The 19,660-nt window shown below is 65.7% G+C and carries 16 protein-coding genes; 9 read left to right on the top strand and 7 right to left on the bottom strand.

Going from position 1 to position 19,660, the window contains the following annotated elements; genetic code table 11:
* The first annotated feature begins 105 nt into the window (after positions 1-105).
* The 3 genes from I6F24_RS25985 to I6F24_RS25995 all read left to right on the top strand — a co-directional run bounded on the left by I6F24_RS25985 (position 106) and on the right by I6F24_RS25995 (position 2,553).
* Positions 106-411 (top strand): DUF6460 domain-containing protein, encoded by a 306-nt coding sequence (locus I6F24_RS25985; RefSeq protein ID WP_035996474.1) that lies wholly within the window; start codon positions 106-108, stop codon positions 409-411.
* Between the two features lie 78 nt (positions 412-489).
* The gene (locus tag I6F24_RS25990) at positions 490-1,224 is read left to right on the top strand and encodes an MBL fold metallo-hydrolase (protein ID WP_225152096.1); all 735 of its coding nucleotides are present in this window, start codon (positions 490-492) and stop codon (positions 1,222-1,224) included.
* 3 nt (positions 1,225-1,227) lie between these two features.
* Positions 1,228-2,553, top strand: a complete 1,326-nt coding sequence (locus I6F24_RS25995) for an MATE family efflux transporter (RefSeq protein ID WP_225152098.1) — start codon at positions 1,228-1,230, stop codon at positions 2,551-2,553.
* A gap of 127 nt (positions 2,554-2,680) precedes the next feature.
* Here the strand turns inward: I6F24_RS25995 and I6F24_RS26000 are convergent, their stop codons facing one another.
* Positions 2,681-3,778 carry a quinone-dependent dihydroorotate dehydrogenase gene (locus I6F24_RS26000; protein ID WP_035996478.1) on the bottom strand — a complete coding sequence of 366 codons (1,098 nt, stop codon included), beginning with the start codon at positions 3,776-3,778 and terminating at the stop codon, positions 2,681-2,683.
* A complete protein-coding gene (locus I6F24_RS26005) occupies positions 3,775-4,119 on the bottom strand; it encodes a DUF952 domain-containing protein (protein WP_035996479.1) in 345 nt (114 codons plus the stop codon). Before I6F24_RS26005 ends, I6F24_RS26000 begins: the two co-directional genes overlap by 4 nt.
* A 292-nt stretch (positions 4,120-4,411) precedes the next feature.
* On the opposite strand from I6F24_RS26005, the gene I6F24_RS26010 reads away from it, so the two are divergent.
* On the top strand, positions 4,412-5,068 hold the full coding sequence (locus tag I6F24_RS26010; RefSeq protein WP_225152100.1) for a helix-turn-helix transcriptional regulator: 657 nt from the start codon (positions 4,412-4,414) through the stop codon (positions 5,066-5,068).
* A gap of 9 nt (positions 5,069-5,077) precedes the next feature.
* On the opposite strand, the gene I6F24_RS26015 is transcribed toward I6F24_RS26010, so the two are convergent.
* The 3 genes from I6F24_RS26015 to I6F24_RS26025 form a co-directional block, all read right to left on the bottom strand.
* Complete coding sequence (locus I6F24_RS26015) at positions 5,078-6,721, bottom strand: lysine--tRNA ligase (RefSeq protein ID WP_225152102.1); 1,644 nt, start codon at positions 6,719-6,721, stop codon at positions 5,078-5,080.
* Between the two features lie 352 nt (positions 6,722-7,073).
* The gene (locus I6F24_RS26020; protein WP_225152104.1) at positions 7,074-10,490 is read right to left on the bottom strand and encodes a tetratricopeptide repeat protein; all 3,417 of its coding nucleotides are present in this window, start codon (positions 10,488-10,490) and stop codon (positions 7,074-7,076) included.
* A 369-nt stretch (positions 10,491-10,859) separates the two neighbouring features.
* Positions 10,860-11,447: a PadR family transcriptional regulator gene (locus I6F24_RS26025; RefSeq protein WP_035996500.1), complete on the bottom strand. Its 588-nt coding sequence runs from the start codon at positions 11,445-11,447 to the stop codon at positions 10,860-10,862.
* A 196-nt stretch (positions 11,448-11,643) separates the two neighbouring features.
* Here I6F24_RS26025 and I6F24_RS26030 point away from each other — a divergent pair, with 196 nt between their 5' ends.
* From I6F24_RS26030 to I6F24_RS26045, 4 genes are read left to right on the top strand one after another with little or no spacing between them, the layout of a single operon-like run.
* Entirely contained in the window at positions 11,644-12,030 is a 387-nt protein-coding gene (locus I6F24_RS26030; protein WP_035996505.1) for a nuclear transport factor 2 family protein, read from the top strand.
* A 39-nt stretch (positions 12,031-12,069) separates the two neighbouring features.
* Entirely contained in the window at positions 12,070-13,860 is a 1,791-nt protein-coding gene (locus I6F24_RS26035; RefSeq protein ID WP_225152106.1) for an acyl-CoA dehydrogenase C-terminal domain-containing protein, read from the top strand.
* A 53-nt stretch (positions 13,861-13,913) separates the two neighbouring features.
* Entirely contained in the window at positions 13,914-15,122 is a 1,209-nt protein-coding gene (locus tag I6F24_RS26040; protein ID WP_036020547.1) for an acetyl-CoA C-acetyltransferase, read from the top strand.
* A gap of 18 nt (positions 15,123-15,140) precedes the next feature.
* A complete protein-coding gene (locus I6F24_RS26045) occupies positions 15,141-17,354 on the top strand; it encodes an FAD-dependent oxidoreductase (protein ID WP_225152108.1) in 2,214 nt (737 codons plus the stop codon).
* Between the two features lie 129 nt (positions 17,355-17,483).
* On the opposite strand, the gene I6F24_RS26050 is transcribed toward I6F24_RS26045, so the two are convergent.
* Positions 17,484-17,828 (bottom strand): hypothetical protein, encoded by a 345-nt coding sequence (locus I6F24_RS26050; RefSeq protein WP_225152110.1) that lies wholly within the window; start codon positions 17,826-17,828, stop codon positions 17,484-17,486.
* Between the two features lie 373 nt (positions 17,829-18,201).
* On the bottom strand, positions 18,202-18,510 hold the full coding sequence (locus I6F24_RS26055; protein WP_225113003.1) for a hypothetical protein: 309 nt from the start codon (positions 18,508-18,510) through the stop codon (positions 18,202-18,204).
* Positions 18,511-19,118: 608 nt separating this feature from the next.
* Between I6F24_RS26055 and I6F24_RS26060 the strand changes: the two genes are divergently transcribed.
* On the top strand, positions 19,119-19,613 hold the full coding sequence (locus tag I6F24_RS26060) for a MarR family winged helix-turn-helix transcriptional regulator (protein WP_035996519.1): 495 nt from the start codon (positions 19,119-19,121) through the stop codon (positions 19,611-19,613).
* Positions 19,614-19,660: the final 47 nt, after the last annotated feature.

Here is a 19,660-nt window from a genome sequence, read left to right on the forward strand (position 1 = left end):
TCCGCCCGAATTAAACTCCCGTAACCCGATTGACGGCCCCTTGCGGGTTCCCCATGTCCCCCGCCGTGCCCTATAATGGGTTCGAATCCGCTTCAGGAGTTTGCGATGGTCCAAGACGTCAGAGATTTGCCGGCCGGCCGCAGCGACGGCCTGCACCGCTTTCTCGGCGGCTCGCCGCTGGCGGTCGCGTTCCGCCTGGTGCTGCTCTCGATCCTGGTCGGCGTCGTGCTGGCGACGATCGGCTTCGATCCCTGGAACATCATCCACAGCATTCGCCTGTTGTTCCAGCGGCTGTGGGACCTCGGCTTCGATGCGGTGAACTGGCTGTGGCGCTACTTCCTGCTCGGTGCGGTCATCGTGATTCCGATCTGGCTGCTGTCGCGCGTGTTCGGCGCGCCGCGCGGCAGGTAAGTCATATTTTTGAGCATGATCTTGTCGGAAAACCGCTTCACACTTTTCCGGATCATGCTCTGAGGGAGTGCGCAGCCGATGCAATTGCGGTTCGTCGGCTGCGGTGATGCCTTCGGCTCCGGCGGCAGGCTCAACACCTGCTTCCACGTCTCGGGGCGCAAAGCGAACTTCCTGATCGACTGCGGCGCGTCGGCGCTGCCGGCGCTGAAGCGGCTCGAGATCGATCGGGGCGACATCGACCTGATCCTGATCACGCATTTCCATGGTGACCATTTTGCCGGCCTGCCGTTCGTTCTGCTCGACGCGCAATTCTCGCGGCGAACGCGGCCGCTGACGATCGCGGGCCCGCAAGGCATCGACAGGCGGCTGCGCGAGGTGATGGAGGCGCTGTTCGAGCATTCCTCGAACACCAAGCCGCGCTTCGAGCTGAACGTGGTCGAGCTCGCGCCCGGGCAAAGCCAGCGCTTCGGCGCGGTGAATGTGACGCCCTATCCGGTCGTGCACGGCGAATCAGGCGGACCGTTCCTCGCCTATCGCATCGCGGCCGAGGGCCGCACGCTCGCCTACACCGCCGATACCGAATGGACGGAGACGCTCATTCCGCTGGCGCATGGCGCGGACCTTTTCATCGCCGAAGCCTATATGTACGAGAAGGTGGTCAAGAATCACCTCAGCCTGAAGACCTTGGAACAGCATCTGCCCGACATCGGCGCCAAGCGGCTCGTCCTCACCCATATGAGTGACGACATGCTGTCGCGCCTGGGCGAGGTCGAGCACCTCGCCGCCGAAGACGGCATGGTGCTCGTGTTCTGAACGATGCACGCACCCGTCCATCACCGCGTCGGTAGCCGGCAGGTCTTCGCCATCGCAGGTCCGGCGATGGTCGCGAACCTCACGACGCCGCTGATCGGCGTGGTCTCGACCACCGCGATCGGGCGGCTCGACGATGCCGCGCTGCTCGGCGGCGTCGCGATGGCCTCCGTCATCTTCGACTGCCTGTTCTGGTTGTTCGGCTTCCTGCGCATGAGCACGCTCGCCTTCACCGCGCAGGCGCTCGGCGCGGGCGAGACGCGCGAGCAGACCGTGATCCTGGTGCGCGGCTTCATCGTCGCCGGCCTGATCGGTGCGGCGCTGATCGTGCTGCAGCTGCCGCTGGCAGGCGCACTGTTCGACCTGATGGGCGGCAGCGAGGGCGTGACGCAGGCCGCAAAGACCTATTTCATGATCCGCATCTGGTCCTCGCCCTTCGCCTTCGCCAATTACGTCATCCTCGGCTGGCTGGTGGGGCAGGCCCGCGCCAATCCGGCCCTTGCGCTCCAGGTCGTCATCAACCTCATCAACATGGTGGCGACGATCCTGCTGGTGCTGGTCTACGACACCGGCATTGCCGGCGCGGCGATCGCCGCGCTTCTGTCCGAGACGATCGGCTTCATGCTCGGCGTGATCGTGTGCAGGCGCCATGCACTCGGCGGTTTTGCCATACCTCGCGCAACGCTGTTCGATCGCGACAAGCTGATGCGGCTCCTGGCGGTGAATACCGACATCCTGATCCGCACCGCGGCGCTGATCGCCGTGTTCCTGTTCTTCACCGCCAAGGGCGCGCGGGCCGACGACGTCACGCTGGCCGCGAACTCCGTGCTCAACAATTTCCTCCTGGTCAGCGCCTTCTTCCTCGACGGCCTTGCCAATGCGGCCCAGCAGCTCTGCGGCCGCGCCTTTGGCGGCCGCGACGCCAAGGGATTTGCGGATTCGACCAGGCTGGTGCTGCTCTGGGGGCTCGGCTTCGCAATTGTCGTCGCCGTGCTGTTCGCAGCCTTCGGCCCTGACATCATCAACGTCATGACGGCGAGCGAGGACGTCCGCCGCGCCGCGCGCGAGTTCCTGCCCTTCATCGTGCTGGCGCCGCTCCCCGGCGTGTTCGCCTTCGGTTTCGACGGCATCTATGTCGGCGCGACCTGGGCGCGGGAGATGCGCAATCTGATGCTGCTCTCGCTCGCGATCTTCTTCGCCGCCTGGCTGGCGCTGCAATCGTTCGGCAATACCGGCCTGTGGAGTGCGCTGATCGCGTTCTACGTCGCGCGCGGCGGCTTGCAGGGCGCGAGGTATCCGGCGCTGTATCGGGCGACGTTCGTGAAGCCGTAGAAGAACCGTAGCCCGGATGGAGCGCAGCGTAATCCGGGGGCTTTGTCCATGCCGATAGCTTCCCGGATTGCGCTGCGCTCCATCCGGGCTACGAAGTCTGCGCAGGCGAGGAGAGGCGAAGGACGCCTCACATCCCCGGCCAGTCTTCCGCCGTCAGCGTCGCCGCGTCGGCGCCGACGATCTCCGACAGCGAATCCCGCCCTGTCCGCAGCAATGTCGACGTCAGGTCGCGCTTGATCTCGTCGACCAGGCCGAGGCCCTTGTAGACCAGCGACGAATAGAGTTGGATCAAGCTTGCGCCGGCGCGGATCTTGGTCAGCGCGGCGCCGCCCGAATCCACGCCGCCGACGCCGATCAGCGGGAATGCGCCCTCGACGCGCACATAGGTTTCCGCGACCATGCGCGTCGACAGACGGAACAGCGGCCGGCCGGACAGGCCGCCTTGCTCCTTCGCCCGCGTCTCTTCACGCAACGTGCTCGGCCGCGCGACCGTGGTGTTCGACACGATCATGCCGTCGACCCGGCGCGAGCGCGCGACCTGCACGACATCGTCGAGCTGGGCGAGGCTCAGATCCGGCGCGATCTTGAGCAGCACGGGCGTGTCGCCGGCCTTCTGCCTGACACGCTCGCGGGCCTCGATCACGCGCGCGAGCAGATCGTCGAGCAGCGCGCCTTCCTGAAGGTTGCGCAGGCCCGGCGTGTTCGGCGAGGAGACATTGACGGTGAAATAGCTCGCCACCGGCGCGAAGGTCTCGATCAGCTTGACGTAGTCGCCGACGCGGTCCGGCGAATCCTTGTTGGCGCCGACATTGACGCCGACGATGCCGCCGTGCTGCGCGCGCGCGGCAAGCCGGCGCAGAGCCGCCTCCGCGCCGTCATTGTTGAAGCCCATGCGGTTGATGATCGCCTCGTCGCGCTCGAGACGGAAGAGCCGCGGCCGCGGATTGCCGGCTTGCGGCTTCGGCGTCACCGAGCCGATCTCGACGAAACCGAAGCCGAGCCGCAGCAGCGCGTCCGGCACCTCGGCGCTCTTGTCGAAGCCCGCGGCCATGCCGATCGGATTGGGAAAGTTCAGCCCGAAGGCGCGCACCGCGAGCTTGGGATCATCGGCGCGCGGCTTGACCGGCGGCAGGAAGCGCAGGCCCTGGATCGCGAGGCGATGCGCGTCCTCGGGATCGAGCCAGCGCAGCACCGGCAGCGAAAAGGCGTCGAACGCGCGGATCACGGCAACAGCTCCGGAACATCGTGACTGCCGTCGGAGCGCATGTTGAGGTTCATCACCGCAAGGACCGCGCCGAGATCGAGCTCGCCATAGAGATGCGGGAAGAGCTCGTCATTGCGCGAGCGTTCCCAGCGCAACTCGCTGCCGAGCGCGTCGCCATCGACCTCGACCAGGAACAGCGCGCGCTGCCCGAAATAGTGCTTGCGCAGGGTCTCGGGAACCTGGGCCGCGGTCGAGAAATGGATGAACCCGTCGCGCGCGTCATCTGCGCTGCCCCGGTAGACACCCTGCCGTTCCGCCTCGCGCCAGGCCGAGGCCGGACAGATTTTGTAGATCTTGACCACCGCTACCGCAGCCTTGTTTGTTCTTTGAGTCTCTTGGGTTTTTTCGCTTTTCGCGGGTCCTCGAAACCCCGGCGCGACCGTAAAGGCCGCCCCTTCCGAACTCAAGGCTTAGAGCCTTTTCCGCGCCGATGAAATCGGCTCGGGGCTCCAGATTCCCGTTTTGCGCGTTTTCCTGACGCGAACGGCTACCCGTTTCGTTTGCGAACGCCGCCTCGGTCGCCTCTTGCGCGAAAAACGGAAAACCGGTTGATTTGAGGACAGTTTTCCTGAGTTGCGACGGGCTGGGCCTTCCATGGTCAGACAGGCCAAAGCGCAGAGGATGCTGACTCACGACCAGATCTGGGCCGCGCTGGACCGGCTGGCGGCGCGCGCCGGATTGTCGCCGTCCGGCCTTGCCAAGCGTGCCGGGCTCGACCCTACCACCTTCAACAGGTCCAAGCGCGTCACCGCCGACGGCCGCGAGCGCTGGCCCTCGACCGAATCGATCGCAAAAGCGCTGGCGGCGGCCGACGCCTCGATCGACAGCTTTGCGAAGCTGATTGATGACGACGGTGGAAGCGGCCGCAGCTCGGTGCCGCTGCTCGGCTTTGCACAGGCCGGAATGAGCGGCGCCTTCGATGAGGCCGGTCTTCCAACCGGCAGGGGCTGGACCGAGATCGCGCTTCCGATCGGAGAGGACGGTCAAGTCTTTGCGCTGGAGATTTCCGGCGCTGCGCTACTGCCTGCCTATCGCGACGGTGACATCATCCTGGTCTCGCCTGCGGCGCCGATCCGCAAGGGTGATCGCGTGGTGGTCAAGATCAAGACGGAGGAGATCACGATTGCGACCCTGAAGCGCCGCACGGCAAAGACCCTGGACTTGGCGCCCCTCGATGCGTCACAGGAGGCGCGAACGGTCGCGGCGAGCGATGTCGCCTGGGTTGCGCGGATCCTCTGGGCGAGCCAGTGATGGCGCCGCTCACGCACTCCTCGCCAGGGCGCCGTCGATCATGTTGACCGCGTTCTGCACGCCGTAGACCGCGACGAAGGAGCCGAAGCGCGGGCCCTTCTCCTGGCCGAGCAGGACCTGGTAGAGCATGTTGAACCAGTCCAGCGTCACGCCGGGGCGGCCGTCCTTGCCCTTCTTGACCTGGTCGAGGAACGGCTCGCGGCGGCCGATCTCGTAGACGACGTTCTGGATGTCCTCGGCGGATGCGTCCTGCGCAAGCTGCGACAGCGCATCGCGCAAATCCTGCAGCGCGGCGCGCTCGCTGTCCGTGGGTACGCGGAACTGCTTCGTCGGCGCGACGAAGTCGCGATAATAGTTGATGGCATAGCCCACCATCGCATCCAGCTTCGGATGGGTCTGCGGGCTCACGCCGGGCCGGTAGCGGCCGATGAAGCCCCACAGCGTCTCGGCGTTCTCCGCGTTCGACGACGACACCAGCGTCAGGAGCAGCTGGAAGGTGACGGGCATGTCGCCCGTCGGCGGCTTGCCGTTGTGGATGTGCCAGACCGGATTGCCGAGCTGCTGCTTGCCGTCCTGCTTCGGAAAGCCGTCGAGGAATTGCTGGTAGTCGTCGACATTGCGCGGGATGACGTCGAAATACAGCCGCTTGGCCGCCTTCGGCTCGCGGTACATGAACAGCGAGAGCGATTCCGGCGAGGCGTAGCGCAGCCATTCGTCGATGGTCAGGCCGTTGCCCTTCGACTTCGAGATCTTCTGGCCCTTCTCGTCGAGGAAGAGCTCGTAGTTGAAACCTTCGGGCGGCGTGCTGCCGAGCGCTCTGGCGATCGCGCCGGACAGCTTCACGGAATCGATCAGGTCCTTGCCTGCCATCTCGTAGTCGACGCCGAGCGCGACCCAGCGCATCGCCCAGTCGGCCTTCCACTGGCACTTGACGTTGCCGCCGGTGACGGGTGTCTCCACTTCCTGGTTGGTGTCGGGATCGACGTAGGTCACCGTGCCGGCCGCGACGTCGCGGCGGATCATCGGTACCTGCAGCACGACGCCCGTGGTCTTGCTGATGGGCAGGAACGGCGAATAGGTCGCGCGACGATCCGGTCCCAGCGTCGGCAGGATGATCGCCATGATCTTATCGTAGGCGGCGAGCATCTTCAGCAGCGTCGCATCGAAGCGGCCCGACGTATAATAGTCCGTCGAGCTCGCGAACTCGTAGTCGAAGCCGAAATGATCCAGAAACGCGCGCAAGCGCGCGTTATTGTGCGCGCCGAACGACGGGTACTCGTTGGAGAACGGATCCGGCACCCGCGTCAGCGGCTTGCCGATATGAGCGGTCAGCATCTCCTTGTTCGGAACGTTGTCGGGCACCTTGCGGAAGCCGTCCATGTCGTCGGAGAACGCCAAAAGGCGCGTCTTGACCTTGTCCTCGGTGAGCACGCGGAAGGCGTGGCGCACCATCGAGGTGCGCGCCACCTCGCCGAACGTGCCGATATGCGGCAGGCCGGACGGACCATAGCCGGTCTCGAACAGCACCTCGTCCTTCGGGCTTTTCTTCAGCCGCGCGACAATGGCCTTCGCCTGCTCGAACGGCCAGGCGTTGGATTGTTCGGCGAGCGCACGCAACTCGCTCGGGTTTGCGGCTAGATCAATAACGGACATCAAGGGCCTCCGGGCCGCGGAAAATAGCGATTTCCCGGCAGAATGCAAAAGCTGCGAGCTAATACCCCCAGCCGTCTCCCGGTTGCGCAGGGCTATCGCATTTGGGAGCTTTTTCCTGCGGCCATCCTTCGAGACGCCCGCTTTGGGCGGGCTCCTCAGGATGAGGGCGGAGTGCGCGGCAGCAGTTTCAACGAGCACTGATGCTGATTAGCCTCATCCTGAGGAGGCGCGTTAGCGCCGTCTCGAAGGACGAGGCGTGCGCGCAGCCCGCTGCCACAAGTCATATGCGCTAGCCATGCGCTTGCGGGGGAGGGTTGGGAGTGTCTCCGCGTCGGATCGAATGCGATGCGGCTCAATGCGCCGCTGAGGCCGAGCGTTTCGTCGCCACTTGCTTGGGAGCCGGCTTCGCGCTGGCTTGCGGTGCGCTGTCCCAGCCGCCGTTCGGGGTCGCAACGTTGACGGCATCGTCGGGCTGCGGCTCGGCGCTGAAGGTCTGGATCGCGAGCTTGGCGGCCGCCAGCGATTGCGGGTCGAGGCGCTTGGCGACGTCGTCGCGCTTGCCGGCGGCATCCGCATCGCCCTGGGCAGCTGCCAGGTTGAACCATTTGTAGGATTCGGCGAGGTTCTGCTCGACGCCGATGCCGCGGGCATAGAGGATGCCGAGGTTGAACTGGCTGTCGGCGACGCCGCGATCGGCCGCTTTCCGGAACCACTGCGCCGCGCTCTTGTAATTGGCGCCGCGACCGCCGCCGTCGGCATCGAGCACGGCGAGATTGTGCATCGCCTTGGCGTTGCCGCGCTCGGCGGCCTGGGTGTAGTAGCGGCGCGCGATGTCGGCGTCCTTCTTCACCCCTAGGCCCTTTTCGTAGAGCGTGCCGAGGCGGAAGATTGCGGGGACGACCCCGGCCTGCGCCGCGCGGTCGTACCACTTCGCTGCTTCGTCGTAATTGGTGGCGACGCCCTTGCCTTCGGCAAAGCGCACGCCGATCTCGTAGGCCGCGGTCGCATCGCCCTTCATCGCCGCGGTGCGCAAGGCCGGGCCGCCGATGCCGTCAGGCAGCTTCTCGCTCGGCGGCACCTGAACGACGCCGAGCTTGGCGCGACTGGTGCCCGACAGCGCGCCGGTGACGTCGCTTGAGGCCGGCGGCATCGCCGCGGCAGGCGCTTGCGGGATCTCAACGGAGGCCGAGCCGCCGGAACCGGGAAGAGGCGCCGGCGCGGCATTGTTCTGCGACTGCCGTCCGATCGGTGTCGGCGACGTCATCGACGGGGTGATCTGCTCGGGCGCGGCTGGCTTGGTCTCGACCGGCGGCGCCGCTGGCTGCGGCGCCGGCTCGCTCGGGATGTTTTGCATCGCCTGCGGCGTCGGTGACGAGCTGCCGCCTTCGAGCAGGTTCATCGCCATCTTGAAGGTGCCGAGCACGATCACGACCACGCTCGCGCCGACCAGCAGCGAGCGGATTTTTGAGGTGATGGTCGAGCCGCCTTCCTGGCCCTTCTCCTTGGCGCGGGCGATCGCGGCCTTGGCGCCGCGGGCCGGCTTCTCGGGCGGCTGTGCGGCGGCAGCTTGCGCCGCGCGGCGGGCGGCCGCGATGAAGCTCGACGACGACACCGGCTCCTTCGGTGCGGCGGCAATTCCGCTGATCGCGCTTTCGGAGGCGGCGATGCGTTCCGAAGGCGTGGCGAGGCGCCCGCCCGGCCGTGTGCCCGGCTCGAGCGGGTGATCCGGCGGCAGCTCCGGCGCGAGTGCAGCGCGCGCCGTGTGCGGCTCCAGGATCTCGCTGATCGCGCGCGGGGGAACCGGCGGCGCGGCGGGGGTGGCGGCGTGGAACTCGCGCGGTGCGGCGACGAAGGCAGCCGGCGGCGCCTGCGCGGCAGCTGGATTGGGTAGCTCGGGCTTCGGATCGTATTTCGGCGGCTGTGCTGGCGGTTGCGGCTGCGGCTCGCGCGCCATCGGCGCCGGCTCCATCGCCGCTGCCATCGGCGTCGACATCGGCTGTGGGGCGGGAGGAGGCGGCGCGGTGCGTACCGCGCGCAGATCGCCCTCGATCATCGAGAGGCGATCGACGACGTGACCGAGCGCGCTGTGGACGGCCTCGAGCGAGTCCTGGGTGTGCCGGTTGGTCTCGGCCTGACTGAAGCGGATGTCGGAGAGCTCGCGCTTGACGAGATCGACCATGCCGGAATCGGGCGGCGGCGCGGAACTGCGGCTCTCGGCGAGGGCCGCATAGGTCGCCTGCTGCCGTTCCAGGTGCCTGAGGATGTCGTGCAGCCCGTCCTCGACGCGGCTCAAATTGCCGTTGCGCGGATCGGCGGCGGCCTCGATCCGCTCCAGGAGATAGGAAACACGCTGCTCGAGATGGGCGAAGGTCGAGGCGGAATCGTTGCCGACCTGCATGCGGTCGAAACGGTCCGACAGCGCGCGGATCGCAGCTTCGAGATGCTCGGTGCTCTCGGACGGCTGCGGCCGCTCGCGGGTTTCCAGCGCCGCCGTGAGCGCCGCGATGCGCTGCTCCAGCGCCGCGAAGCTGTCGCCATGGCCGGAGGCGCGGGTGATCTGGTCGACCTTGGACGACAGCAGCTGTACGTCTTCGGATAGCCGTGCCAGCGCCTCGTTGGAGGCGACGTTGGAGACGATGGCGCGCAGCGCGGAGATCGCGCCTTCGAGCTGCTGCACGGTCGAGGGATCGTCATTGGCGCGCAGGATCAGGTCGAGCTTGGCGCCGAGATTGCGGATCGCCTCGTCGTAGCCGGTGAGCTGCTCGGCCGGCGTCAGCGTGCGCAGCACCTGCTTGATGTCGGACAGTGCGCGCTCGATGCCGGCAAGAACCTGCCCGTCAGTGCCGTTGGAGCGGGTCTCGTCGATCCGCCGGTGCAGCGAGCGGATCTCGTTCTCGATCGATTCGATCGCGCGCCGCGGCATCGCCTCGGTGATGGCGGCGCGGATTTCGGCCAGCTCGCTGCGGAAGGCGTTGATGGCCTGTTCGGTATTGTCAGGCCGCTGCAGCGATTCGATCTGGCTCGTGATCTTGAGCAGATGGCGCTCGAGCGAGGAAAAATCCGGTCCCGGCTGCGGTGGCGCATAGGCAGGCGCGGGCGGCGCCATCGGCGGCGCGTATGGAGCCGTTGGCGCAAGCGGCGGCGCGGCACGCGACGGCATCTGCCGCGGCGCAAAGCCGTCGAGCTCGCTCTGGCGCGCGGTGATCTCGGCGACCGCGACGTCGAACGAAGCCGGGCTCAGGGGTGGTGAGCCGCGATAGACTTGCGCGGCGGCGCGCTCGACGGCATCGGCCTGGCGCTGGCGCGTCTCGGCCGGGGTGGGGCGAGGGGCCTGCGGCTGCGGCGCTTGCCGCTGTGGACGGGAGATCTGCGACAGGCGCGCGTCGAGCCGCGAGATCGCATCGTTGAGCTGGCGCGCGACGCCCTGCTCACGCGAGACGTCTGGTCGTGAGGAGTCTTGTCTTGAGGCGTCTTGTCTTGAGGAGTCTTGGCGCGGCGCGGGTTTCGAGATCCGCTCGATCTGCTGGGTGATCGCGTCGAGCCGCTGGTGGATGTCGGCGACTTCGCGGCTCTCCTGACTCGGTCCTTGGCTCGGCACGTGCTGCGGACGCTGATCGTAGGATCCGCGGAAGTTAGGCGGGGCAGTTTCGCCGAGCGTGGAGTTCAGCCAGTCGTTGAGCGACATGCCGGCACGGCGCGCAGCAGCCTCGGCCCGCTCCCGGACGGATGGATCGATGCCGTCGACACTCCACGATACGCGCGAATTCATGACTCTGTCCGGTTCCGACTTCGGCACCCCACCCCGGCGCCTCCAGCTTCCCCACGCGTGCCGGTTGCAAAGACAATCGAATTTGGCGCGGGTCGTCTGCCTCGAAAACCGACTTTTTCCTGTTACGGTAAATAACGAGTTAAGGAATGCGGAGCCGCTGTCTTAAAGTTGGGCGGCGGGAACTGGGGGGCGGTGTTGTGTCGCTCATCCGGTCCCGAAACAAACCGGTGTCATGCCCCGCGAAGGCGGGGCATCCAGTACGCCGCGGCTCCTCGGCTCTAGCCGCGCCGTCTCTGGAATACTGGATCGCCCGCCTTCGCGGGCGATGACAGCGAGGAGGCGGAAAGGGCTCGCGTAACGTCGGCGCCCTCAGCCCTTCTCGCGCTTGCCATCCTCCAGCGGTACCACCGTCGCCTTGCCGCTCATCGCCGACAGCGCTTCCAGCGCCTCCTCGCAGAAGTCGGCCACCATCTGCTCGTGGCGGGCGCCGAGCTGGAGCAGCAGCAGATTGCCGAGATCGAGCCGTCCCTCCGCCGTGCCGTCGGGAAAGCGCTTCTTCAGGATGCGCTCGTAATTGGCGTGGCGGTCGCGGTGGTGCTCCAGGCGGGCCATCAGGTCGGTGCGCATGGGCTCGATGTCGATGCTGTCGAGCGCATGCAGCCGCACCAGGAGGTCGTCCTTGATCGAGGGCGGCGTGCTTGGCCGCGCGGCCCAGTGCCGCAGTGCTGTTCGGCCCTCGGGAGTCAGCGTATAGATCAGTTTATTGGGCTTGCCCGACTGCACCACCTCGCGGCCCTGGATGTAGCCGCGGTCGCGCAGCTTGGAGAGCTCGCGGTAGATCTGCTGATGGTCGGCCTTCCAGAAGAAGCCGATCGAGGAATCGAACGTCTTGGCGAGTTCGTAGCCCGTCATCGGGCGTTCCGTCAGGCATGCGAGGATTGCGTCGCCCAGTGCCATGACTGGCCCCCTTCTTTAGGTTTGACCAAGCTGCTTGACTTTATGCGCATCGGCGCATATGCGTCAATGTGCATATGAGGCAGCGTGCAGGCGGGCCAGAGGCCCGACTGAATAATCAAGTGAAATCAATCTCCTCGCTACTGTGCATGGGGTTGTTTTCGCACTTTTGCCCTGGCCTTGAGGGAGGCACCCGACAATGACCGGCCTCGATTCCTGGTACGCCTACATGAAGTCTCACGACCGCGCCGCGCTCTGGGACCTCCTGCATCCCGACGCCGTGTTCGAAAGCCCGGTCGTGCATACGCCGCAGCGCGGCCGCGACATCACCTTCAAATACCTCTCCAGCGCCGAGAAGGTGCTCGGCGGCCCCGGCTTCACCTATGTCGGCGAGTGGCGCAGCGACAATGGCGCGGTGCTCGAATTCAAGAATGTCATCGACGGCATCGAGATCAATGGCGTCGACATCATCAGCTTCGATAGCGAGGGGCGCATCACCCACTTCAAGGTGATGGTGCGTCCGCTCAAGGCGATCAACATGCTGCACCGCCTGATGGCGGAGCAGCTTGCCGCCGCCCAATCATAAGCCCAACATCCTCCTCAAGCCCCATGCCGGGAGACCACCATGCCGATCTATAAAGCCCCCGTCGAAGACGTGAACTTCCTGCTCAACGACGTCTTCCAGATCGATCGCTACGACAATCTCGCCGGCTTCTCCGATGCGTCCAGCGACGTGCGCGAGGCCATCCTCGGCGAAGCCGCCAAGCTCGCCGAAGAGGTGCTGCAGCCGCTCAACCGCGTCGGCGATCTCGAAGGCTGCAAGCGCGCGGATGATGGCAGCGTCGCCACGCCGAAGGGGTTCAAGGAGGCGTTCAAGCAGGTCGCCGAGGGCGGCTGGCTCGGCCTGTCGGCGCCGACCGAATACGGCGGCCAGGGCCTGCCGGTGACGCTCTCGCAAGCCGTCAACGAATTCCAGATCTCTGCCAACATGGCGTTCTCGATGTATGGCGGCCTCACCATGGGCGCGACCGCGGCGCTCTTGGTGCACGGCACGCCCGAGCAGAAGAAGACCTACGTTCCGAAGATGGTGGCCGGCGAATGGACCGGCACCATGAACCTCACCGAGCCGCATTGCGGCACCGATCTCGGCATGCTCCGCACCAAGGCAGTGCGGCAGGCGGACGGCAGCTTCAAGATCACGGGCACCAAGATTTTCATCTCGGCCGGTGAGCACGATCTCGCCGACAACATCATCCATCTCGTGCTCGCCCGCATCGAGGGCGCGCCGGCCGGCATCAAGGGGGTGTCGCTGTTCGTGGTGCCGAAGTTCCTGGTCAATGCCGACGGTTCGGTGGGCGCGCGCAACGGCGTCGTCTGCGGCTCGATCGAGCACAAGATGGGCATCCACGGCAATTCGACCTGCGTGATGAACTACGACAACGCCACCGGCTGGCTGATCGGCGAAGAGAACAAGGGCATGCAGGGCATGTTCGTGATGATGAACGAGGCCCGGCTCGGCGTCGCCGTGCAGGGCCTCGCGCAGTCCGAGGTCGCCTACCAGAACGCGGTCGCCTATGCCCGCGAGCGCATCCAGGGCCGCGCGCTGTCAGGCGTCAAGGCGCCGGACAAGCCGGCCGACCCGATCATCGTGCATCCCGACGTGCGCCGCACGCTGCTCTCGATCCGCGCGTTCAACGAGGCCGCGCGAGCCTTCGTGATGTGGACCGCGCTGAAGAGCGACGTCGCCCACCGCTCCGAAGACCCCAAGGACCGCCAGGCCGCCGACGACCACATGGGTCTGATGACCCCGGTGCTGAAGGGCTTTCTCACCGATTACGGCTTCGCCAACGCGGTGCAGGCGCAGCAGATGTATGGCGGCCACGGCTACATCGCCGAGCAGGGCATGGAGCAGTTCGTGCGCGATGCGCGCATCGCCATGATCTATGAAGGCGCCAACGGCATCCAGGCGCTCGACCTCGTCGGCCGCAAGCTGCCGCGCGACGGCGGACGCGCCATCATGGCCTTCTTCGGCGAGGTCATGGCGTTCGCCAAGGAGAACGGCGGCGACGAGGCGCTGAAGCCCTTCATCACGCCGCTCTCGACCTCGCTCGGCCATCTGCAGCAGGCGACGACTTGGCTGATGCAGAACGCGATGGCAAAGCCCGACAATGCCGGTGCCGCCGCAACCGATTACCTGCATCTCTTCGGCTTCGTCGCGCTCGGCTACATGTGGGCGCGGATGGCCAAGGTGACGAATGCCAAGATTGCCGAGAGCGGGGCGACGCCCTATCTCTCCACAAAACTCGTCACCGGCCGCTTCTTCGTGGAGCGGATGCTGCCGGAGACCGCCGCCAATCTCGCGCGCATCCAGGCCGGTTGCGCCACCATCATGGAACTGCCGGCGGAAGCGTTCTGAGCCTGCTTCCGCTGCCTGCTCCCAATCGTACAACATCACATCAGGAGGGCGTCATGCCTGAGGCATTCATCTACGACCACGTTCGTACCCCGCGCGGCCGCGGCAAGCCGGACGGCGCGCTGCACGAAGTCACCGCCCTCGCGCTCGCGACCGTGCCGCTGAAGGCGCTGAAGGACCGCAATAATTTGCCTGAGGATTCGGTCGATGACGTCGTGCTCGGCGTGGTCGATCCGGTTGGCGAAGCCGGCTCCGACATCGCGCGCTTCGCGGCGCTGAAGGCCGGCCTTGGGGAGGCCGTGCCCGGCGTGCAGATCAGCCGCTTCTGCGCTTCCGGCCTCGATGCCGTGAACTTCGCAGCGGCGCAGATCATGAGCGGCCAGCATGAGCTCGTGATCGGCGGCGGCGCCGAATCCATGAGCCGCGTCGGCATCGGCGCCTCCGGCGGGGCCTGGCCGATGGATCCCTCGATGGCGGTGCCTGCCTACTTCATGCCGCAGGGCGTGTCGGCCGACCTGATCGCCACCAAGTACGGCTTCTCGCGCGACGACGTCGACGCCTACGCCGTGCAGAGCCAGCAGCGCGCCGGCAAGGCCTGGGACGAAGGCCGCTTCAACAAATCCGTGGTGCCGGTGAAGGACATCAACGGCCTCACCATCCTCGCCAAGGACGAGCACATGCGCCCCTCGACGACGATGCAGTCGCTGGCGCAGCTGCAGCCGTCGTTCACGATGATGGCGCAGATGGGCGGCTTCGACGGCGTCGCGGTGCAGTCGCATCCGGAGATCGAGCGCGTCAATTACGTGCACCATGCCGGCAATTCCTCGGGCATCGTCGACGGCGCCGGCGCCGTGCTGCTCGGCAGCAAGGAAGCTGGCAGCAAGTACGGCCTGAAGCCGCGCGCCAAGATCCGCGCATTCGCCAACATCGGCTCAGAGCCGGCGATGATGCTGACCGGTCCGGTCGACGTCACCGAGAAGCTGTTCGCGCGCTCCGGCATGAAGAAGTCGGACATCGACCTGTTCGAGCTGAACGAGGCTTTCGCCTCGGTCGTGCTGCGCTACATCCAGGCCTTCGACATCGACAATGCCAAGATCAACGTCAATGGCGGCGCGATCGCGCTCGGTCACCCGCTGGGGGCCACCGGCGCAATGATCCTCGGCACCGTGCTCGACGAGCTCGAGCGCACCAACAAGTCCACCGCCCTCGTCACGCTGTGCATCGGTGGCGGCATGGGCACCGCGACCATCATCGAGCGCGTCTAAGGGTAGGGAGCAACCAACATGTCGTACAAGAACTTCAAGGTTGAGACCGATTCGGACGGCATCGCGCTCGTCACCTGGGACATCCCGGGCCGCTCCATGAACGTGCTCGACGAGACCTCGACCAACGAGCTCGAGGCGATCGTCAAGGCGACCACGGCGGATGCCGCGGTGAAGGGCATGGTCATCACCTCCGCCAAGGAAGCGTTCTGCGCCGGCGCCGATCTGTCCATGCTCGAAGGCATGAACCAGGCCTATGCGAAGGTTTTCAAGGAGCAGGGCGAGATCGCGGCGAACCAGATGCTGTTCGACCAGAGCCGGCGCTTCTCGCAGGTGCTGCGCGGAATCGAAACCTCAGGCAAGCCGTGGGCGGCGGCGATCAACGGGCTCGCGCTCGGCGGCGGCTTCGAGATCACGCTGTGCTGCCATTATCGCGTCGCGGCGGAGAATCCCAAGACGCGCCTCGGCCTGCCCGAGGTCAAGGTCGGCCTATTCCCCGGCGCCGGCGGCACGCAGCGCGTGCCGCGCCTGGTGCCGCCGCAGGACGCCATGACCATCCTGCTCAAGGGCGACCCCGTCACGGTCGACAAGGCCAAGGCGCTGAACCTGATCCACGCCATCGTTCCCGCCGCCGACCTCATCAAGGCGGCGAAGGACTGGATCAAGGGCGGCGGCAAGGCCGTCGCGCCGTGGGACGAGAAGGGCTTCAAGCTGCCCGGCGGTCCGGTGTTCTCCAAGGCCGGCATGATGATGTTCCCGGCCGGCAACGCGATCTATCGCCGCGAAACCTACGACAATTACCCGGCCGCGCGGGCGATCATGAGCTGCGTCTATGAAGGCCTGCAGCTGCCGATCGATGCGGCGCTGCGCGTGGAGTCGCGCTACTTCACCTCGGTGCTGCGCTCGAAGGAAGCGGCTGCGATGATCCGCAGCCTGTTCCTGTCGATGCAGGAGCTCAACAAGGGCGCGCGTCGTCCGAAGGATGTGCCCGCCACCAAGGTGAAGAAGATCGCCGTGATCGGCGCCGGCTTCATGGGCGCGAGCGTCGGCTATGTCTCGGCCCGCGCCGGCCTCGACGTCGTCCTGATCGATCGCGACCAGGAGAGCGCCGACAAGGGCAAGGCGCATGCCCAGAAGGTGATCGAGGAGCAGATCAAGAAGGGCCGCGCCAAGCCTGCGGACGCCGAAGCGCTGCTCGCGCGCATCACGCCGACCACAGACTACGCCGCGCTGAAGGACGTCGACCTCGTCATCGAGGCCGTGTTCGAGGACCGCAAGGTCAAGGCGGAGACCTTTGCCAAGGCGCAGCAATATCTGAAGCCTGATGTGATCTTCGCCTCCAACACTTCGACGCTGCCGATCACCTCGCTGGCCGAGAGTTTTAAGGATCAGGGGAAGTTCATCGGCATTCACTTCTTCTCGCCGGTCGAGAAGATGATGCTGGTCGAGATCATCCTCGGCAAGAACACCGGCGACGTCGCGCTCGCGACCGCGCTCGACTACGTCCGCCAGATCGGCAAGACGCCGATCGTGGTCAACGACTCCAGAGGCTTCTTCGCCAATCGCTGCGTCGGCCGCTACGTCGCCGAAGGCAACGAGATGTTCCTGGAGGGCGTGCCGCCCGCGATGATCGAGAACTGCGCCAAGATGGCCGGCATGCCGGTCGGCCCGCTCTCGCTCTCGGACGAGGTCGCGCTCGATCTCGGTCTCAAGATCATGAAGGCGACCGAAGCCGATCTCGGCCCCAACGCGATCAATCCCGAGCAGAAGAAGCTGATGGTGGAGATGGTCGAGAAGCAGGGCCGGCTCGGCCGCAAGAACAGCAAGGGCTTCTACGACTATCCCGAGAAGGGCAAGGGCCAGAAGAGCCTGTGGCCGGGCCTCTCGGCCTTGCAGCCGAAGCAGCTCGATCCCGATACGCTCGATATCGAGGAGCTGAAGCAGCGCTTCCTGGTGGTGCAGGCGGTGGAAGCTGCGCGCACCGTTGAGGACCACGTCATCACCGATCCGCGCGAGGCCGATGTCGGCTCGATACTCGGCTTCGGCTTCGCGCCGTTCACCGGCGGCACGCTGTCTTACATCGACTTCATGGGCACGAAGAAGTTCGTCGAGCTCTGCCACAAGCTGGAGGCGAAGTACGGCTCGCGCTTCACCCCGCCGAAGCTGCTCGAGGAGATGGCCGCGAAGGGCGAGACCTTCTACGGCCGCTTCGCGCCGAAGAAGGCGGCGGCCTGACGAGAGGCTTGTAGCCCGGATGGAGCGCAAGCGAAATCCGGGAGCAGTCCTTCAACGCGAGAACCCCGGATTGCGCTTCGCTTCATCCGGGCTACGCAAATAAAGGCCGGATCATCGATCCGGCCTTCTTCATTTTCCGTCGCCGAACGGCGAGAAGGCGCGCCCTCCGACGACATCGTCGTCGAGACGGGCCTTCCAGCTGCCTTCGTCGCCGCGGCCGATGCGCACCTCGAAACGCCAGCCATTCTGGTTGGTGAAGGCGACGTCCGCGCCGCTCTTCGTCCTGGCGTAGCGGCAGGGATATTCGGTCGGCCGGTCCGGAAAGACGATCTTGCCTTCCTTGCTCTCGAACACAGCCGAGGTGATCTGCGGATGGATCATGAAGATGCAATTGCGCTGCGACGCGACCGGCGTCGAGAGCCCGAGCATCGCGAGCGGCGCGCCGGCGGCGGTCATGAGGACGATCATGTTCATGGAGGCAATTGTCTCCTGGAGATGCTCCTTCGACGTCGCCGCGGATCAGATGGTTCACAAAAGGAAGGGCTGGATCATCGCTTGGGCGCTCTGCCTTGAGCCTTGTCACATCGATTGATGCGCTTTCGTCTCACCCCAGCACCCAATCCTCCACCCCGGCCACGCTCGCTTCGCCCTGGCACCGCTCTTGCTGATGATCCGCCGGATGGCCCATTGGCATTGAAGGTGTCCCGCAATGATCCCCACGGTGTCTCAAGACAGCGCAGCCGGCGTTGCGGTAAGATACGCCCCCTTGTTGCTGCTGGATCGGCCGTGGCGCCGCCGCAGGCTCCTCCGGTGGCGCAGAAAAATTCCTTCGTGGTTTGGCCTGGTCTTACTCGTCCTCGTCTTTGATGTTGCGCTGGCCGTGCTTGCCTGGTTCGCCGTCGATCTCGTCCTGCACTGAAAGCTCACCTCTGTGCACGTAGAACGTCGCCGCCAAATAGGCGACCTGGCCGGCAATCAGGCAGCCGACGACGATTGGAACGCCCGTCCAGAATCCAAAGCCCGAGGTCTGAAGCACCGTCGCGGCAAGGATCGCAGTCGCCGGCGAGACCAGCAATAGAGTCCAGACTCGGAAGAATAGACCCGTCGCCAAGCCGGTGATTGCGCTCGCGAGCAGGAGGAGGATTACAGTCGTCACAATAGCTTTCCGGTCCGACGGTTAGCGTCCTGTCCCGCGCTGAAGTTGAGGCACAGGAGGACTGCTCTCACAAGGATGGCGACGTCCGCGGAGCGCAAAAGGCGGAGTTATTGTTAACCCGGACAATGCTCGTAAAATCCCCGTCAGCGCATCGCGAATCATCGGATTAGCGAATGACGCAAGCAAAGAGCCGAATCATCGGTCCGGCTCTTCGTCGACCCCGCCCGTCACGCTTCGCGAACGGCGGACCAGAGCTGATCGGCGATCATCTGGACAATCACTTGGCCTTCCGTCACGATCTGATTGCCGTCGAGGCCCAGCGCAGGGGCTTGGCCCGAAGGAGGCCCTAACTTCAGATAATCCTCACCATTTCGGGCTTCTTTGCGCCGCTATCGACCTCGACCAGGCCACAGAGCGGGCTGGCCTCCAGGAGCACGAGGCGGGGACGGCGGGCACACACCGGGGAAACCATCCGGTTTCGAGGAGTTTCCTTCCCCTGACGCTTGGCTCGGCCGAAAGAACGACTACATGCACCTGCTTGAAATAGTCAAGATTGATGCAGGTGCATCGAATGGAGTAAGAGACGGGCGACGAGCTTGAGCGGGACCATGAAACGCAAACCATCGACCGAGGCAACCGCCGCCTGGATCCGCCTGATGCGGGTGCAGAGCCGCGTGCTCGATTGCGTCGAGCAGGACTTGAAGAAGGCCGGCTTCCCACCGCTGGCCTGGTATGACGCGCTGCTCGAACTGTCGCGGGCGCCCTCGGGCGAGCTGCGGCCGGTCGAGCTCGAGCGGCAGATGCTGATCCCGCAGTATTCGACCTCGCGCCTGATCGATCGCCTGGTCGACGAGGGCCTCGCCTCGCGGCGCGAATGCAAGATCGACAAGCGCGGCCAGTTCGTCGAGATCACCGAAGCCGGCCGCGAGCTGCAGAAGCGGATGTGGGGCGCCTATTCGGCCGCGATCGAGAAATATGTCGGTTCGAAACTGTCGGACGCCGACGCCGTCAAGCTCAGCAATCTGCTCGATCGCCTGGGCTGCTCGTGCGGCGAGATGAAACTGCCGCCCGCGGCCGCCAACGAAACCATGCCGTCGCGATGATCGCGCGGCAATCCCGCTCGCCCGTGCAACCGGTGGGTTCGCGGGCC

Source organism: Bradyrhizobium sp. BRP23 (assembly GCF_020194135.1).
Lineage (GTDB): Bacteria > Pseudomonadota > Alphaproteobacteria > Rhizobiales > Xanthobacteraceae > Bradyrhizobium > Bradyrhizobium yuanmingense.

What these genes read in the sequence shown, in the direction of transcription:
- I6F24_RS25985 (WP_035996474.1), top strand. Translation starts at nt 106, where the DNA reads ATGGTCCAAGACGTCAGAGATTTGCCGGCCGGCCGCAGCGACGGCCTG.
- I6F24_RS25990 (WP_225152096.1), top strand. Translation starts at nt 490, where the DNA reads ATGCAATTGCGGTTCGTCGGCTGCGGTGATGCCTTCGGCTCCGGCGGC.
- I6F24_RS25995 (WP_225152098.1), top strand. Translation starts at nt 1,228, where the DNA reads ATGCACGCACCCGTCCATCACCGCGTCGGTAGCCGGCAGGTCTTCGCC.
- I6F24_RS26010 (WP_225152100.1), top strand. Translation starts at nt 4,412, where the DNA reads ATGGTCAGACAGGCCAAAGCGCAGAGGATGCTGACTCACGACCAGATC.
- I6F24_RS26015 (WP_225152102.1), bottom strand. Translation starts at nt 6,721, where the DNA reads ATGTCCGTTATTGATCTAGCCGCAAACCCGAGCGAGTTGCGTGCGCTC.
- I6F24_RS26020 (WP_225152104.1), bottom strand. Translation starts at nt 10,490, where the DNA reads ATGAATTCGCGCGTATCGTGGAGTGTCGACGGCATCGATCCATCCGTC.
- I6F24_RS26025 (WP_035996500.1), bottom strand. Translation starts at nt 11,447, where the DNA reads ATGGCACTGGGCGACGCAATCCTCGCATGCCTGACGGAACGCCCGATG.
- I6F24_RS26030 (WP_035996505.1), top strand. Translation starts at nt 11,644, where the DNA reads ATGACCGGCCTCGATTCCTGGTACGCCTACATGAAGTCTCACGACCGC.
- I6F24_RS26035 (WP_225152106.1), top strand. Translation starts at nt 12,070, where the DNA reads ATGCCGATCTATAAAGCCCCCGTCGAAGACGTGAACTTCCTGCTCAAC.
- I6F24_RS26040 (WP_036020547.1), top strand. Translation starts at nt 13,914, where the DNA reads ATGCCTGAGGCATTCATCTACGACCACGTTCGTACCCCGCGCGGCCGC.
- I6F24_RS26045 (WP_225152108.1), top strand. Translation starts at nt 15,141, where the DNA reads ATGTCGTACAAGAACTTCAAGGTTGAGACCGATTCGGACGGCATCGCG.
- I6F24_RS26050 (WP_225152110.1), bottom strand. Translation starts at nt 17,828, where the DNA reads ATGAACATGATCGTCCTCATGACCGCCGCCGGCGCGCCGCTCGCGATG.
- I6F24_RS26060 (WP_035996519.1), top strand. Translation starts at nt 19,119, where the DNA reads ATGAAACGCAAACCATCGACCGAGGCAACCGCCGCCTGGATCCGCCTG.